This window comes from Mesorhizobium sp. BR1-1-3 (assembly GCF_020165455.1).
GTDB lineage: Bacteria > Pseudomonadota > Alphaproteobacteria > Rhizobiales > Rhizobiaceae > Mesorhizobium > Mesorhizobium ciceri.
This window is the reverse complement of sequence record NZ_JAIUIC010000019.1, coordinates 11,441-27,778: the sequence shown is the minus strand read 5'-3', so window position 1 is coordinate 27,778 and position 16,338 is coordinate 11,441. Positions and strand designations below refer to the sequence as shown.

The 16,338-nt window shown below is 60.0% G+C and carries 14 protein-coding genes; 6 read left to right on the top strand and 8 right to left on the bottom strand.

All coding sequences use genetic code 11. The annotated features are described in order from the left end of the window. Window positions 1-9 precede the first annotated feature (9 nt). Complete coding sequence (locus LB559_RS30265; protein ID WP_224675690.1) at window positions 10-1,488, bottom strand: DUF4214 domain-containing protein; 1,479 nt, start codon at window positions 1,486-1,488, stop codon at window positions 10-12. Between the two features lie 312 nt (window positions 1,489-1,800). On the opposite strand from LB559_RS30265, the gene LB559_RS30260 reads away from it, so the two are divergent. Then, on the top strand, window positions 1,801-3,249 hold the full coding sequence (locus LB559_RS30260; RefSeq protein WP_224675689.1) for an oligosaccharide flippase family protein: 1,449 nt from the start codon (window positions 1,801-1,803) through the stop codon (window positions 3,247-3,249). A 37-nt stretch (window positions 3,250-3,286) separates the two neighbouring features. Here the strand turns inward: LB559_RS30260 and LB559_RS30255 are convergent, their stop codons facing one another. Beyond that, the gene (locus tag LB559_RS30255; protein WP_224675688.1) at window positions 3,287-4,417 is read right to left on the bottom strand and encodes a glycosyltransferase; all 1,131 of its coding nucleotides are present in this window, start codon (window positions 4,415-4,417) and stop codon (window positions 3,287-3,289) included. 39 nt (window positions 4,418-4,456) lie between these two features. Then, window positions 4,457-5,734, bottom strand: a complete 1,278-nt coding sequence (locus tag LB559_RS30250; protein ID WP_224675687.1) for a glycosyltransferase family 4 protein — start codon at window positions 5,732-5,734, stop codon at window positions 4,457-4,459. A gap of 193 nt (window positions 5,735-5,927) precedes the next feature. Here LB559_RS30250 and LB559_RS30245 point away from each other — a divergent pair, with 193 nt between their 5' ends. Beyond that, the gene (locus LB559_RS30245) at window positions 5,928-7,058 is read left to right on the top strand and encodes a glycosyltransferase family 4 protein (RefSeq protein ID WP_024505415.1); all 1,131 of its coding nucleotides are present in this window, start codon (window positions 5,928-5,930) and stop codon (window positions 7,056-7,058) included. Here LB559_RS30245 and LB559_RS30240 read toward each other — a convergent pair. Next, window positions 7,051-8,283, bottom strand: coding sequence for a glycosyltransferase (locus LB559_RS30240; RefSeq protein ID WP_024505416.1), 1,233 nt, complete (start codon window positions 8,281-8,283; stop codon window positions 7,051-7,053). The two genes, LB559_RS30245 and LB559_RS30240, sit on opposite strands and share 8 nt — an antisense overlap. A 244-nt stretch (window positions 8,284-8,527) precedes the next feature. Here LB559_RS30240 and LB559_RS30235 point away from each other — a divergent pair, with 244 nt between their 5' ends. Next, window positions 8,528-9,400, top strand: coding sequence for a glycosyltransferase family 2 protein (locus LB559_RS30235; protein ID WP_224675714.1), 873 nt, complete (start codon window positions 8,528-8,530; stop codon window positions 9,398-9,400). A 34-nt stretch (window positions 9,401-9,434) separates the two neighbouring features. After that, window positions 9,435-10,721, top strand: a complete 1,287-nt coding sequence (locus LB559_RS30230; RefSeq protein WP_224675686.1) for a polysaccharide biosynthesis/export family protein — start codon at window positions 9,435-9,437, stop codon at window positions 10,719-10,721. Window positions 10,722-10,825: 104 nt separating this feature from the next. Here LB559_RS30230 and LB559_RS30225 read toward each other — a convergent pair whose 3' ends face one another. Continuing rightward, on the bottom strand, window positions 10,826-10,963 hold the full coding sequence (locus tag LB559_RS30225) for a hypothetical protein (protein WP_155924994.1): 138 nt from the start codon (window positions 10,961-10,963) through the stop codon (window positions 10,826-10,828). A 127-nt stretch (window positions 10,964-11,090) separates the two neighbouring features. Here LB559_RS30225 and LB559_RS30220 point away from each other — a divergent pair, with 127 nt between their 5' ends. Continuing rightward, window positions 11,091-11,321, top strand: coding sequence for a hypothetical protein (locus LB559_RS30220; RefSeq protein ID WP_127219079.1), 231 nt, complete (start codon window positions 11,091-11,093; stop codon window positions 11,319-11,321). Between the two features lie 12 nt (window positions 11,322-11,333). On the opposite strand, the gene LB559_RS30215 is transcribed toward LB559_RS30220, so the two are convergent. The 3 genes from LB559_RS30215 to LB559_RS30205 form a co-directional block, all read right to left on the bottom strand. Beyond that, complete coding sequence (locus tag LB559_RS30215) at window positions 11,334-12,125, bottom strand: sugar transferase (protein ID WP_224675685.1); 792 nt, start codon at window positions 12,123-12,125, stop codon at window positions 11,334-11,336. Between the two features lie 166 nt (window positions 12,126-12,291). Further along, a complete protein-coding gene (locus tag LB559_RS30210; protein ID WP_224675684.1) occupies window positions 12,292-14,109 on the bottom strand; it encodes a GumC family protein in 1,818 nt (605 codons plus the stop codon). Between the two features lie 151 nt (window positions 14,110-14,260). Then, window positions 14,261-14,695, bottom strand: a complete 435-nt coding sequence (locus tag LB559_RS30205) for a hypothetical protein (RefSeq protein ID WP_224675683.1) — start codon at window positions 14,693-14,695, stop codon at window positions 14,261-14,263. A 111-nt stretch (window positions 14,696-14,806) separates the two neighbouring features. On the opposite strand from LB559_RS30205, the gene LB559_RS30200 reads away from it, so the two are divergent. Then, window positions 14,807-16,327, top strand: a complete 1,521-nt coding sequence (locus LB559_RS30200; protein WP_224675682.1) for a phosphomannomutase/phosphoglucomutase — start codon at window positions 14,807-14,809, stop codon at window positions 16,325-16,327. The last annotated feature ends 11 nt before the right edge of the window (window positions 16,328-16,338 follow it).

Sequence of the window (16,338 nt, the reverse complement as noted above, 5' to 3'; positions counted from 1 at the left end):
AGTTGTCGGTTAGTTCGCCGCGCCGGCGCCAGGACCCGTCTTCGCGTTCGCGCCAAGATGGGCGGAATACTTGTCGGTGAACTCGCTGGAGGTCATCATGCCGCGGGCAATGGTATCCCGCGACATCGATCCTTCCCTTAGCTGTTTGGAGTAAATGTCCAGCCCGTACCCGTCGCCGTCCCTATTCATGAGCAGGCGGTAAAGGAAGACGACATAGGCACGGTCGCTCAGGCCGATGATGGAGTACTTTCTCCTGAATTCTCGCGAATGCATGAGGTCGATCATCATTTTGGGCACATCGGCCAAGCTCTCGTCCAGGGCCGCAGACCACCGTTCGACGTCTTCATCGCTCGCCTTGCGGCCCAATATCAGGCAATGTGCAAAACTCGCCTGGCGCATCGTAACGATCACGATTTTGTCGGCGTCCGCCAGATCGCAATCGCGCTGCGGCCTTGGCTGCGACCGCGGGCCGCGGATTAAGTCCCTGACCGCGATGTAAGCGGCTTTGGGTCCTGCCGGACTCCAGCCACGTTCAGCGGCGCCGACAAGACGAATCAGGCCCATCGATGCTTCGAAATCGGGCGCCCAATAAGTTTCATCCAAAAGCTCGTAGATGTGGGCGGCTTCCACCTTGTACTTGGCCTGCAGCTCGCGCAGCCGAATCATCGCCTGCACCAGCCCTTCGGCTTGCTGTCGTTCGCTCCGTTGGCTGCCGTAAGGGTTGTTGAATTCGGTGACCCAGATCGGCTTGCCGTAGTTGGCGAGCACCTTGAAGGCAGGCTCTGGATCCTGTCCGTACATATGCCAGACCGAGATGTCCCAATGGATGCCGTCCTGCTTCATTCGTTCGAATGCCCCAGTGTGGCCCCACCCTGCAGTACCGATGGCCTTGCGGCTGCCTGGGGCGACTTCGCTCATGCCATCGGACAGTCCCTTCAGCACGGCGCTGACCTTGGCCCAGCGCGGCCCGAAGTAGTCTAGTACTCCAGTCCCGCCGGCCGGACCCCATTCGCAGGGATAGGTGGAGCCATCGTCACGCCTCTCGCAGGGCTTGATGATGGCGTAATTCTCCATCTCGTTGCCCAATTCCCAGGCAGGGATATCGTCCTTGAACCGAGACCCGAATGCGACCGCAAGCGAGCGTGCCTTGCCGTAGAGCTCTTCGATTCCGTCTTTATCCAAGTCGATGTTGCCGGGTGTAATGACAGGCAACACCTCGATTCCGTGCTTCTTGCCCTCGGCCACGAGTTCCGCAAGGCGCTCCGCCGACGAGACGTCGGCGATGTTCACGCGGTAGGACTTCATCCCCAGGTCTTCCAGGTAGTCGAACTGGCGCTCGATCGCGATGCCTGGATAGGCTGTGATCGGGTGGCCGTTAGCACCCCACACAAGATCGCCGGCGGATGCCGAGACCGTGGCGAGCAAGCAAGCCGCCCCGATCAATGCGCATTTCAACATGTCAGTGCCCCGATTTTCATCAGGCTGCAACTTTACCCTCCTCAGGGACCGCAACAATTTGACAATATTGGGGGACCGGCCTCACCCGACTACCTCTTTCGAATGGGATTACTTAGCCTTTCGCCCGCCGCGCAGAACGGCGGCTCCATTACAACGACTGCTATCGGGCAATCGGAGAAAGAGTTTTGGCGTCATCCGTCTCAACCAAATGTTGGAAGGACCTACCTCCTTTTGGCTTCTACTTCGTACAGCGGGCCTATGTTCTGCTGCCTTGAGAACGGCGGATCCGCCCAGACGTCATCGTCGGCATTTGTGCACTCTTAGCCGGCATTCAGGACCATCATGAGCGTCAAACGCGCACTTCTGCTGAGCACGGGTGATCGCTACATCGTGATCGCCTTCAACTTTGCCACCATCGCGGCTGTTTCCCGCATCCTAACCCCCGAGGAAATCGGGATTTCGGTAATCTGTTTGGCAATCCTCGGCATCGCACTGTCGGCGCGGGAATTCGCCAGCTCAAGCTTCATGATCCAGCGTCCTGTTCTGAGCAGGGAGGACATTCGCGCAACTTTCAGCTTGATGCTCGCGCTCACGGCGGCAATTGCCGCCTTTTTGATCACAGCCGCTCCGGCATTGGCGTCCTCTTTCCATGAAGAAAAACTTGTCCCCTACCTTCGACTGGTGTCCGCGTGTCTCTTCGTCGAGTTGGTTTCCATCCAAGTCATCACGCTGATGCGCCGCGAAATGGCTTTTGGAAAAGTTGCCGTGATCAACATTGCCGGGGCGGTGACGGGCGGATTGGCGACCATCGCACTCGCGCTGGCGGGGTTCAGCTATATGAGCTTTGCCTGGGCCTGGTTGGCGAGCAGTGCGGTCACTGCCCTGTTGGCGCTTTCGCTCCGTCCAGATTTCTGGATGTTCAAGCCGACGTTTAAACAATGGCGCGCAATAGCAGCTTTTGGTGGCTACAATGGCGCGATGGTTTTCCTCTACAGGGCTTACGAAGCCTTGCCCGTGCTACTGCTGGGCCGTGTCGTGTCGCCACATGCGGCGGCGCTCTTCAGCCGCGGTCTGACTGTGTGCCAGACACCTGACAAACTGATCCTTGGCGGAGCCATGTCAGTCGTCCTTCCCGCTTTTGCTGTCTCGGCCAGGCAGGGCGGCGACTTGAAACGATCCTATCTGCATGCCCTCGAAATCGTCACCGGACTTCACTGGCCAGCACTTCTGGCCCTCGCCGTTCTATCATATCCTACCGTGGACATCCTGCTCGGCCACCAATGGAGGCAAGTCGCACCGCTGGTGCAAGTCATTGCCGTGGCGTCGCTTTTCACCTTTAGCTTCGAACTGAACAATCCCGTGATGACGGCGATGGGTTCGATCAAGGACATGTTCGTACGGTCATTGATCGTCATTCCTGTTTCCGCAGTCATCATGACAGCCGCGGTCTTGCTTGGCGGACCAATGGGAGCTGCTTTGAGCCTGATGGTCATTGTGCCCTTCCAGGCCTTTGTGTCCTTGGGTTTCGTACGTCGCAGACTCTCGGTGGGGTGGAACGAAATAGTTGTCGCTGTCCGAAAGAGCAGCATCGTTGCCGCTTTGACCATGCTCGGCCCGTTGGCCACGATCATTGCTGGCGGGCTCCGCTTCGACCTCTCCGTGGGACAGGCGATCTTCGCTGGCGGCCTTGCAGCGGCCGGCTGGCTGGCTGGAGTTTTCGTGACCCGCCACCCACTGTCGGACGAAATTGTGAATGCCGGACGAACTTTCCGCGATGCAGTTGCGGCATGATTGTCGGCGCTGTCCAAACACTCAGATCGCGTCAGTTCTAGCCCCCCGTAATCAGCAAATCCTTCCATTGTTGCAAGAACCGCTCTTTGGTCGCGGCGGCCGCCGTGTCGCGCAGCAAGCGGCCTGTTGGCGCTTTCTCTGCAGGACTTCGCAAAAGCGCATTGCCCATGGCGTCTGCAATCGCGGCGGGATGGTGGGGTGATACCTGCAGGCACACGCCTCCGACAGCCTCGACAAGGGCACTGCCCCTGGACACTATCGGCAGCAGGCCCATATAGGCGGCCTCCAGTGCCGGCATCCCGAAACCTTCGAGAAGGCTTGGCAGGACAAATGCCTCGGCATTTGCATAGAGCCAACGCAGCTGCGCGTCGGGAACGTACCCCATGAGCCTCACGCCAGGCACGGTCGCCGCAAGTTCCGCGATCTCTGCATGGCCGGCACCGCGCGATCCACACAGGATATATCCGAAGCCTTGGCGATGGAATTCGCCGTCCCGATACGCCCTCAAGGCGGCGATCTGGTTCTTGCGGGTTTCGAACGCGCCGACGGTAAGAAAGAACGGACCGCTTGCGTTTGGGACTGCCTCCGCGGGGCCATCGAACAGTTCGGTGCGCAGGTAAAGGGGGATTGTCTTCAGGAACCGGAAATCGGACCCGAAAAGCAGCTCGAAGTGGCTCGCCGAAAAATTGCTGACGAAAACGACGCCGGGCCTCACGCACCGGATCTTTTCGTAGGCCAGGCGGTAATTTGAACAAGTCCGTTCGTCATAAAGGTCGCTGTGCGTCAGCGGGCCGACATCGTGGCATAGGACGATATCGTTCTCCGTCAGGCTTGACCTAAGGACGTACAGCGGATCCAGAAATAGCCGGAAGCCGGATGCGCCGACCCTGTCACGGATCAGGAACGCTTCGCTATCTCCGAGCCAGTTGATTTCCAGCATCATCAGCCGGGCGACTATCTTGCGTACAAGACCTTCAGGAGCGAAAGAACCCAGCCGCCAGTACCGGACTCCCGCCCAGCCAGGAACGAATTCCCGGATCAGGTCCTTGGCAATGTGGTAGGCGCCGGTCCGGTTCAGGATAGACAGCGAGTTGTCGAAGACAAACGTATTGCCGTGTGCCCGTCCGCCCGCGGCGTGTAGACCCGAGGGCAGGGTCCGTTCGTTCATCGCGCTCACCTTGAGATCAATCCGCAATCTTGCCGCGACTCAACTGCCGAACTCCCCGAAATCGGCGTCGACCTGAATCATGAGTTCGAGGTATTTCCACGCTATCCACCGCCAGGAATAACTGCTCGCCCTGGCGTTCCCCTTGGTAACCAAACGTTGCCGCAAGTCTGGGGCGAGCATCAACAGGCGGATGGCTTCGGCCCATGACTGGACGTCGTCGGGATCGGCATAGAGGGCCGAATCCCCGCAGATTTCGGGAAGACATGGCGAGGTCGAGGCCACGACCGGGCAGCCCGAAGCCATCGCCTCGACCGCCGGCAGCCCGAAGCCCTCGATCCGTGACGGGAACAGGAAGCACAGGGCGCCTTCGAGCGCCTTCTTGAAGTCGTCGTCCCCTATGCGGCCAGGAAGGACGATGTTTCCGGGCATTTGCGGGATGTACCTCAGGAGCGTGGCCTCGTCGACATCGCCTGGCATCCACAGATCAAGACCCATCGCGTCGAGGTGTGGGGCCAGCTTGGCGAGAAGCCCCATGTTCTTATATTCCTGGTCCCGCCTCCCCAAGCACAGGACATACGGCCTGCTCCGGTCGACGGCCAGAGTTGATCTCGCCGCATCCCACCTGTTCGCATGGTCGCTGCCGTTGTAGGTGACGACGATGTTTTCTTCTGGCGCGATTCCGAACTTGATCAGATGGCTGCGCGAGAGTTGCGAGACGGTGGTGATGCGGGCGGCCTGCCTGCCAAGTGCCGGCAGGATCAAGCGGTGCGCCCAGCGGAATCCTCGCGCGTAGCTCGACGGCATGAGCCTTGTGTGCATGTCATGGATACACGCGATCTGGCGCCTCAGCGCGACGGGAGCGAGATTGCAGAAGCTCAGCAATCCTCCAGGCACATGCCAGGGCAACTGCGCCTGCACCCAAAATTGCGGCAGTCGCGGCCTGCTGAATTCAGGAACGACCCGGACGGGGATGGCATCGAGGCGCAAAGGTTCCGAAAGCGGACGCGGCACCACGAGATCAATCTCCAGGTCCCGACCGAGCGGATGCCCTTCTGAAATGAGGGCGTCGAGAGCCAAGGTGACCTCGCGGGCGTAACGGGCCACACCGGTTGGCCGAAGCGTCGTGAAGTCTCCATTTATCGTCCAGCGCCGTCTCGGCGCTTCCCGGTCCGCGCACACCGCAGCGGGATGGCCGATCAGGAAGTCGGCGCCGGCGACAGCGGATCTGGCCAAGGGCGTGTCGGCACGGTGTCTGTTCGCCGGCCAGGCCGATCTTGGTTGCGGCGACTGCCTCGTATCGAACCCGAGCTTGGCCATGTCCAGCTTCCCCGACCTTCCGGCACCCTAGGCAGACTAGCATTCCCAGGAACACCAAGGCCCTTAAACGTTCGAGGTAGGTACGCTGTCCGACGTCGCCAATCCGGATGATTGCCACTTAGCCGAATGACCCGATGGCCATGGTGACCTGGCGTCTTGACGGTTCCACACTGAAAGTTCCAAGGGGGACGACATGGCGCGACGTTGGACGATCAATGGGCGGTTTCTTTCGCAGCCGACGACAGGCGTTCAGCGTTACGCGCGCGAGGTCGTGCGCGCGCTCGACACCTTGTTGGCCGAGCAGAACCCGCTGACCCGCGGCCTCGAGCTTGCACTGCTCCACCCTCCAGGGTCCGGAGACTTCCCCCTGGCTTGCATCGAGCGTCGGGAGATCGGCGGCATGAACGGGCATGCCTGGGAACAGGTGCAGCTCCCCTCATCCCTCGATGGCAGCGGACTGCTCAGCCTCTGCAACACAGGGCCGCTGCTTTCCCGCAAGCATATCGTCTGCGTCCATGATGCAAACGTCTGGAATGCCCCGCAGAGCTATTCATTTGCCTTCAGACTTCTTTACAGGAATCTGTTGCCCGCCCTCGGCAAGACGGCGTGCGGTATTTCGACCGTTTCCAACTACTCCTTGGATGAACTGGTTCGCCGCGACGTCATCCCGGCAGAGCGGGCTTTCGTGGCGCCGAACGGCCATGAGCATGCCTTGCGGTGGGAGCCTGAACACTCAGCACAGACGCGGCTGGCGGCCTCGCGGGAAACCGTTGTCCTGATCGGCAGTGCCGCACCTCACAAGAATCTGGATCTCCTCCTGAACATGGCTGATCGTCTTGGCGAAGCCGGACTCAGAATCGCGATTGTCGGCATGTCGGATTCGCGCGTCTTTAGGTCAGGATCCGCCAGGACCGAAGCGCGAAACATCCACTGGCTCGGCCGCATTTCGGATGGCGAGTTGGCGGCCCTCCTCGGGGACTCGCTATGCCTGGCTTTCCCCTCGCTCACGGAGGGCTTCGGTCTCCCAGCCCTCGAGGCGATGGCCGTCGGCTGTCCTGTCGTGGTTTCAGACCGCGCCAGCCTGCCTGAAGTCTGCGGCAATGCAGCGCTGTTTGCATCCCCAGACGACCAGGACGCATGGTTCGACAGTTTCGTGCAGCTTCGCACTTCTCAGGCCCTGCGCGCTCAGATGATGGGCAAGGGAAAGGCGAGAGCCGCGGAATACAGCTGGAGGGCGACGGGCCTGCGTTATCTCCAGGCGATGGCGGCCGCAGACGGCGTCGATACGGAAACGAAGATCGTCAGGGCTCCCGAATTCACATGATCTCGTGAAGTGCCTGGACGGCGTCTAGCGATTCCAGGATCGCGCGGTCGAAGTTCTCTTCTGAAAAACGTCCTGCATTTCTGGCGCAAGCGCGCGGCGCAATGGCATGGCTATTCTCTTCGAACCGTTCCACTGCCTGCTTGAGGTGATCGACCGTTTGAGCCTTGAACAGCACTCCTGTCGGCTCGGAGGATGATCCTAGCCGCTGTACGATGTCGACGGCGCCGCCGCGACCGAAGGCGACCAGCGGCGTCCCGCAGGCCTGTGCCTCGGCCAGCGCTATGCCGAAATCCTCGCAGCCCGCAAACACCATCGCCTTCGCCCGCGCCAGGGTGTCCACATAGTCTTTCCGGGGCAGGTAGCCCGAGAAGGTGACGTTGGGACCGGCAAGCGCCCGCAAGCAGGCTGATTGCTGCCCTTCGCCAACGATGACCAGTCGCCGCGACGGCATTTCGTTGAAGGCCCGGATGACAAGGTCGGTGCGCTTGTAGGGGGCGAGGAAGGACGCTGAAACGTAGTAATCGTCCTTATCCTCCACACAAGGCAATTCGCCCAGTGTGACCGGGGGGAAAACGACGCGCGCCTGGCGCCCGTAAATGTGCTGGATACGGGAGCGGACATAATTCGAGTTCGCCAGCATCAGGTCCGGACCGTGCGCGGTTCTCGTATCCCATGTCCTCAGGCGATGGAGCATGTAGCGATAGAGCATTCCCTTGGGGCCGAAACCAAGCCGTCCCTGCTGAAGATAGGAAAATTGTTCATCCCAGGCGTAGCGGACGGGACTGTGCACATAACACAGATGCGGCTGGTCCGGCCTGGTGATGACGCCGCGCGAGAAGGCGGCCGACGACGAGATCACCGCGTCGTAGCCCGTCACGTCGAATTGCTCGATCAGAAAGGGACAGAAAAAGAAGAGGGATCGATAGAATTTATGGACCATCGGGATCCGGTTGGCCGCAGACGTATGGAATTCCACGTCGTGGAAATATTGCTCCTTCACCTCTTGTGGCAGGAAATCGAAAAGCGTGAAGACTTCGGCGTTGGGGAACTGCTTGCAGATTTGCGCAAGAACCCTTTCCCCTCCCCGGAAATTCGGGCACCAGTCATGAACGATCGCTATCCTGGCATTGCTGTCGAAGCCGGGCCCCGGCGCGGCCGGCAATTCTTCGATGGATACGTCGATCTTGGCAGCGACGGCCAAATCGGAAGAGCGTTCGTGGAGCATGGTTCCCCCTAGCCTCATAAGGCTGGCAGTCTCCATTCCATGTCGTTGCTCCGGCAAGCTGTCCGATCGGCTACACACCGCTACGGGCGCATGGCCATCTAATACTTGCGGATGTGGTCCGTCACCGGGATACTCCGAAAGCCTGTGTCCGGCGGTACGCCAGGCTCCTCCCGTCTCCTTTTATGCAGGCTGTGTCGGTCCACTCGTCGGTCTAGGTTTCGGCGGAACCGAAGCTGGATCGAGCATGAGACTCATAGTGATCATCCCGACGCTTGGCCGCAGCGGACAGGTCGGGCGTTTGCTTGGATATTTGGGCGGCCAGACGAGGCTTCCTGATGAGGTCATAGTGTCGGCGCCCGACGCCTCGCATGTCGACCTGCCGGAAAGCTGTCCTTTCCAGGTGTCACTCGTTTTCGGACCGAAAGGACTGGCTGCCCAGCGGAACAGGGCTCTCGTACCTTCCCTGGGGCGCTTCGACATCATCACATTCTTCGACGATGATTTCGTTCCGTCCGCCGAATATCTGCAGCAGGTCGAGAAAGCTTTCGTGGAAAATGACGGATGGGCGGTGGTGATGGGCACGGTCGTCAGGGACGGTGCCACAAATGCTGGCCTCACCTGGGAAAATGCCGAAGCCGCCTTGCGGGAAAACGAGGGCAAAAAACATGATGGACCGCCGGTGGTCGACCATGTCGGAGCATACGGATGCAACATGTCCTTGCGTTCCTCGCTTGTGGGCGATTTGCGCTTCGACGAGCGCCTGGTCTTGTACGGCTGGCAGGAAGACATCGACTTCACCAGCCAAATGAGATCCAAAGGCCGCGTGGTCTGCGTGACCGCGATCACGGGCGTCCATCTCGGTATCAAGACAGGGCGGGTCAGCGGCGAGCGGTTCGGCTACTCCCAGGTTGCGAATGCGATCTATCTGATCAGGAAGGGCTCCGTTCCGGCCTCTTTCGCTCTTCCGCTGATGCTCAGGAATATCGCCGCGAATCTCGCAAAGAGCCTGCGGCCTGAGCCGTATATCGATCGCAGGGGCAGGCTCAGGGGTAACATGCTGGCGATCCGGCACATCGCCATGGGACGAATCGAACCCGAATACATCCTGAAAATCTGAAGGTGGGAAGACAATGCGGAAATGGCTTGTGACAGTGGCGGCGGCTTCATTGTTGGCGGCTGCCTGCCCCTTGCCGACGGTGGCTGCCGAGTACCTCCTCGGACCTCAGGACAAGGTCAGGCTCAAGGTCTACGAATGGCGCGCATCACGCGACGTGATCTTCGAATGGACGGCTCTCAACGACAGTTTCGTCGTCGGTGCCGACGGCACGCTCTTCCTTCCATTTGTCGGCCAGATACGCGCGCAGGGCACCGCCCCCGGCGACCTCGCCCGCGCGATCGGCGACCGCCTGATGCAGCACATGGGCCTCGGCCGCCAGCCGGATGTCGCTGTCGAGATTGTCCAGTACAGGCCGTTCTACATTGTCGGCTACGTCACGCAGCCAGGCGAGTTCCCCTACAGGCCCGGGCTGACGGTGCTGCAGGCGCTGGGAATCGCCGGCGGCCTGCGAACACGCGAGGAAGACATGTCGAGGCTCGAGCGTGAAGTCATCGTGGGTCAGGGCGATGTGGGTTTGTTGGCGCTGAGCAACGTCAGTCTGCTCGCTCGCAAAGCACGGCTGGAATCAGAACTAGCTGGCAGCGACGACATCGCCTTCCCTGCGCAACTGAAGGACAGAGCTTCGAACGAGACGGTCGCGGTGGCGATGGAGCAGGAGCGCAAGATCTTCGCCGTCCGCAAGGACGCCATGGCGACGCAACTCCGTGCCCTGCGCGAACTCAAGGATTTCCTCGAAAAGGAACTGACCTCGCTCGGCCAGCAGATGGCCTTCCACGACCAACAGATCGAACTTATCCAGAAGGAACTCGCGGGTGTTTCGGCCCTTGTCCAGAAGGGGCTGGCGGTTGCACCGCGGGAACTCTCTCTACAGGGAACGGTCGCACAGATGCAGAGCGACAGGTTGGTTGCCGAGACCTCGCTCTTGCGAGTCAGGCAGGAGATAAGCAAGACCGACATCGAGATCCTCAACCTCGGCAATAGCCAAGCCAGCGAAGTCGCTGCTGCCTTGCGCGAGACGCAACTGCAGCTCAATGAAGTGACCAGCAAGGCCAACACCGCGGTGCAGTTGTTGCACGATACCGAGGTCACGGCCCCTGCTCTGCTCGCCCTTAGAGAGCGCGCCGAAAGGGCCAAGCCCATCTTCAAGATCGTGAGGACGACGGACAGCGGCTCGCAAGAACTCACGGCTGAGGAAACGACGCCGATCGAGCCAGGCGATACCGTGAAGATCGATATCCCCGCCCCGCCGTCCGGCTTGGCTGCTCTACCTGTAGAGGACGACGTCCAGGCAGGGTCGGTTTCTGTTCAAGGTACCAATTGACAGGCTTCATGATTGGCGCGGGTGCCGGCTCGCAACGCCTTCGACATGACCTCCGAACCCGAGACCGTTGGTGGCCGCCTGGACGGGTAAAGAACGCGCCGGCGTCATGGCCAGAGCGGTTCAGAGTGGGCGGAGCTGCCAGCTCGCTGCAGGTGCTTGTTTTTCTGCTGTTCCACACGGAAAACCGCCGCGCACCTTTCTTTGAACTGGTTCGCTTCAAGTTCAATGATCTGGCCGACCATGCTAGCAATTTCCGGCGGCACTTGCCTTGCACTTTGAGGCCGCATATCAGTGGGCACGCTGACGATGCCTTCCCTGCCGCAGTGAGGCGATCAGTTCCTGCGGGTATCACTGGAGATGTCGGTGCTCATGAGTGTAATCGCTATATCGGCGGCAGGCGTTCTGATGGGACTGCGCTTCAAGGCTCCTGCGCTGATCGCGGCGACTGCGCTGCTTGTGGTCGGAAGCTTTGCCTGGAATGGGCTCGGGTTGCCGGGCTACGTGACCGTCACTAAGTTCCTGATACTGTCATTCGTCTTGGCTGGCGCCTATATCATCGGTCTGTCCCTGTCCGTCCACCGGAAGCGCAAGGAAAGGTGACACGGCGGGACTTCAGGAAGCCCGGTCGAAACGTATGACTGCGAAAACCGTCCTGAACAGGATCACGATATCGAGCCAGACCGACCAGTTCCGCACATACTGGCAGTCCAGCTTCACGCGGTTGGCGTAGTCCATGCTGCTTCTTCCGTTCACCTGCCACAGACCGGTGAGCCCGGGCTTTGCCCGAAGGTATTCCCCTAAGTGGTCGCCGTAGCATTTTAGTTCGTCCTTGACGATGGGCCTTGGACCCACACAACTCATGTCGCCGCGGATGATGTTGAACAATTGCGGGAGTTCGTCGAGGCTCGACTTACGCAGCATCCACCCAAGCACCGTGACGCGGGGGTCGTTCCTGATCTTGCGGGTCTCCTCCCATTCCAACCTGACTTGAGGGTTGCTGTCGAGAAATGACTTCAGAACTTCGTCCGAATTGGTGACCATCGAGCGGAACTTGTAGCAATCGAATGGCTTTCCGCCAAAGCCGATGCGGCTATGCGAGAACACTGCCGGGCCTCCTGCCGTCATCCTGATCAGCAGAGCAACGACAATCATTACCGGCGCGGCAACCATAAGCGCCGTGAATGCGACTACCAGATCCATGATGCGCTTCAGGAGACCGCCCACAGGAGGGTTCGTCGTTCCCAAGCTGAGCGCGGGCGAAAGGTCCGTCAACACTGCCCCGGCACCGTTGTTGTCGGATGCGGGAAGGACGTGCAGGACTGCCGTTCGGCTGTCGGACGGGGGCAGAGATGGCTGAACCCAGATCGGGGCTGCCTGATGTGACTCGAAGGCGTTCGTTGTCATGGAACAATCGCTGTTTCGACTTGTTGTTGCACTCTTCCAAGGTCGGAGGTTGTCGACAAGAAGGGCAAAGGAGGTAGCGTGACGCTCAGGGGCTATCCCCCTAATCCCAAGGAATGATCCTCCTAGACTTTTTGCAACTTCCGAAGGAGAATGTCTCGCTACGGTTTCATGCTTTGCGGCGCTTGGGCGCGCGGACCCTGGCCAAGAGTACGCCTAGTATCGGGGTCCTGCAGGCCTGCAACGTCTTGACAAGTTCCTGCAGCGTCTGGACCTGTGTCTTGCCCCACTCGGCAACGATCACCACGCCGTCCAGGACAGATCCGACAATCAGTTCGTCGGCACCCGAGGCAAGCGTCGGCAGGTCGAGTATGACAATGTCGTAGGCAGGAAGTCCGTTGGCGGCAAGGTCACTAGCGGCTAGCTCCGAGAGGAACGCCTCCATCTTGCTAGGCGCCAGGAGGTGTCTGGCGTCCACGGTCGAACTGGAAAGGATGTCGAACGGCCGCCCCGCAGCACGAACGATGTTGAGACGGACAGGGTCCTGGCACGGTAGGTCGAGGGCTCCCGACTGGCTCAGAAGCCGAGAGGGGATCATGGTCGGGCGCCGGATGTCGGCGTCAATCACCAGCGTCTTCAGGCCCGACATCGAGTAGAGCGTAGCGAGATTGCTGGCCACCGAACTCTTCGAACCGTCGTTGGATACGGCAGTCAACCCAAGAAACCTGATCGGGCGGCTGGTTTCCGCAAGGCTTATCTCGGTTCGCACTTTTCTCAGGCTATGGCTGTATCGGGATTGCGGAGATCTTGCCACTTGGTCGACAAGGCCCGATCTTCTGCCGATCGGTGGCAGTTCTCCGAGGCATTCGACGCCCAGATTGTCGCGGATCTGTCGTGGCGACCTTATGGTCCAGTCAAACGCGTGCCTTACAAACGCAAGTCCAATACCGAAAATGAGACCGGCAACCACCGCGAAGGCCAGCATCAACTTCGGCCTTGGAGCGCTCGGATTGAGCGGCGCCGTCGCAGCTGTGATGACCCTTGCATCGGCAACCGGATACGACTGTTGGCTTACCGAGTTGGTGTAGGCCTGCAAGAAGCTCTCGTACATCTTCTGGTAGGTTTCAGCCGTCACCTCAAGTTCTTCGAGCGTCGGCTCAGCACTCGTCCCGTCTGCTTTGGCTTCAATGCCGACGCTGTAGTCGTGCCGTGACCGGAACTGCTGCGCTTTTGCCATGGCCTCATTCATTTGAGTTCGCAGCTGCTGAAGCCGCATTTCCAGCCACGCGCCTCCTTCCTTGGCTGCGTCAGTCTTGGTTTCGATCTGCTCACGCACGAAGGCATCGGCCGTGGCGTTCGCAATCCTGGCTGCGCCCTCGGGATCAGGAGAAGTGAAGGATATGTCAATCGCGTAGGAAACGCCGACTCTGCGGACGTCGAGGCCGTTGCGGAAAACCAACATGCTCCGACGGAACTTCTGAAAATCGGTCAGCATGGGGGGTGCGGCAGGCTCGCTAAGAGCGAAATGCTGCAGCCAGGCGCTTTTCCGCAGCCCTAAGGCGTCAAGCAGGACAGCTCCGGTCTTCCTCAATCTGTCCCGCAAAGTCGGAGACTGGGAACGATTGAACTGCGCATCGTCGACGAGTTTCAACTGGTCGAGCACCATCGCTGCGATTTTTTCCGACTGCATTACAGCGATCTGGCTTTCCACCTGGGCGGTATCCAGTGACAGATTCACTTCGCCGCCCTCCTGCAGGTGTTGCGGCAATTTCGGCTCGATCAGAATCTGCGCGCTGGCGATGAAAGTGGGGTCGGTGCTCGAATTGTAAAACCCCCCCAACAAGAGAGCCATGGCAAGGCAGGCAATGATAGTTCCAGCGTAGCGGCGCAGAAATTCGGCAATGTCTGAGAGGCCAATGAACTCTTGGCCGGCGGAAGCCTGCTGGTCCGTCGTCGAGGGCCATTGATTGGTGAACATGCGATTCATTCAGCTTCTCCTGCAGGCATAAACCCAGAGCAGCCCGCCCAATGCAGGCGCCGTCTTTCGGCCAGGCTTTGCATTGAAAACCGAGGCCCGCGATCCCACTCCTGCGGAAGGTGCTCCGGGCGATAAATGCCGCCAATTGGCGTTGCGGAACTTAGGACCCGTGGGGCGATAGAACGCGCGGCAGCGCTGCTCTCGCCGCATCGACAAATGACGTCTCCTGTTCCAGCAAGGCCTGCCGTCCGCGGATGATCGCCAGGTTCTGTTCGAGAGTATCGATCTTCGCGGACATGCATTCGGGACTCTCGCCATTTTCCATCGCTTCAAGGGCGAACGCGGCACAGTCCGTCACCCGTTCCATGCACGGACGCAGTGCGGCGACCTCCTTCTCGATGTCCACCTGAATAACCTCGAGAAGACGGGTCAGGCGACTGAACCGCCTTTCGTCAACATTCTGGCCGAACGGGAACCTGAATGCGGTCAGCGCCATGTTGCAGCCCATCTTCTCGTTGCGCCCGAGCGGACGCACCTTGCAGAATACAAGACCTTCATGCTTGGACGAGACATCCTTTCGGTCATCGGCGGGCATGCTCATATTGGATGAGGGGGTGGCAACTAGGCCGTTAGGGCTACTCGAATTCATGAAGGCGGCCGCGTCCGGCGCGTGTTACCACTGTTGCGCAACTGCGGAGCGGAAATCGTGACCGTGAACATAGTCGGACAGGCCAGTCCAAACACATTCGCCTTCGAAACCAGTGCCCTGATCAAAGCCACAGGCTTTCGAGAATATGACGCGCGCTGGTGGTTCGGGCGGCAAGGCTCCGAGACAGAACCAGAACTCAATCTGATGGGCGTGCAGGCGATCGGCATGGGGCTCGCCACCTTGATCCACCGAATGGGTGTAGGCCCCGACATCGTCACCGGCCATGATTTCCGCAGCTATTCGATGGCGATTAAGATGGCGCTGATCTCCGGCTTGATGGCGGCCGGGGCGCGCGTCAAGGATATCGGCCTGGCGCTTTCGCCCACGGCCTATTTTGCCCAGTTCGCGCTCGACGTTCCTTCGGTCGCCATGGTGACGGCCTCCCACAACGAGAACGGCTGGACCGGAGTGAAGATGGGAGCGCAACGGCCACTGACCTTCGGGCCTGAGGAGATGACAGCTTTGAAAGCGCTTGTGCTCGACGGCGATTTCGATCTCATGAGCGGGGGAAGCTACGAATTCGTGCCCGGATTTCGCGAAAGATACATCGAAGATCTGACCGCCGGAAAGAGGCTCGGCAGAAGTCTGAAGGTGGTAGCCGCCTGCGGCAACGGAACTGCGGGCGCCTTTGCACCGCAGGTGCTGGAAGGAATCGGCTGCGAAGTCATCCCGCTTGACACAGAGCTCGACCACACGTTTCCGCGTTACAACCCCAATCCCGAAGACATGCGGATGCTGCACGCGATCCGGGACAAGGTTCGGGAAACGGGTGCCGATGTGGGGCTCGGCTTCGATGGCGACGGTGACCGCTGTGGCATCGTCGACAACGAGGGCAACGAGATTTTCGCAGACAAGGTCGGCGTCATGCTGGCACGCGACATCTCCAGGCTGTATCCGAACTCCGTCTTCGTCGTTGACGTCAAGTCGACAGGCCTTTTCATGACCGATCCCATCCTCGTGCAAAACGGTGCAAGGACGGATTACTGGAAAACCGGGCACTCCTACATCAAGAGGCGCGTTGCCGAACTCGATGCCATCGCAGGTTTCGAGAAGTCGGGGCATTTCTTCTTCAATCCGCCGATTGGACGCGGCTACGACGATGCGCTCGTCACGGCGACCGCCGTCTGTCAGATGCTCGACGGTAACCAGGGCAAGACACTCGCGGATCTTTACCGCGATCTGCCGCTGACCTTCGGTACTCCGACCATGTCGCCCCACTGCCCGGACGAGGTAAAATACGGCGTGGTCGCGAACGTTGTCGGGGAACTCACGAAAATGAAGGCGGACGGCACCGCGTTCGCCGGCCAACCCCTGGCAAATCTGGTCACGGTCAATGGGGTGCGTGTCGTTGCCCAGGACGGCACTTGGGGCCTCGTCAGGGCGTCGTCGAACAAACCGGAGATCGTCGTGGTTGTGGAAAGCCCTGTGTCGCCAGAGCGGCGTCGCGAGATGTTCGAGGCTCTCGATGGCGTGCTGCGCCGCAATCCAGAGGTCGGAGCCTACAACCAGACATTCTGAGAGGAATTGGA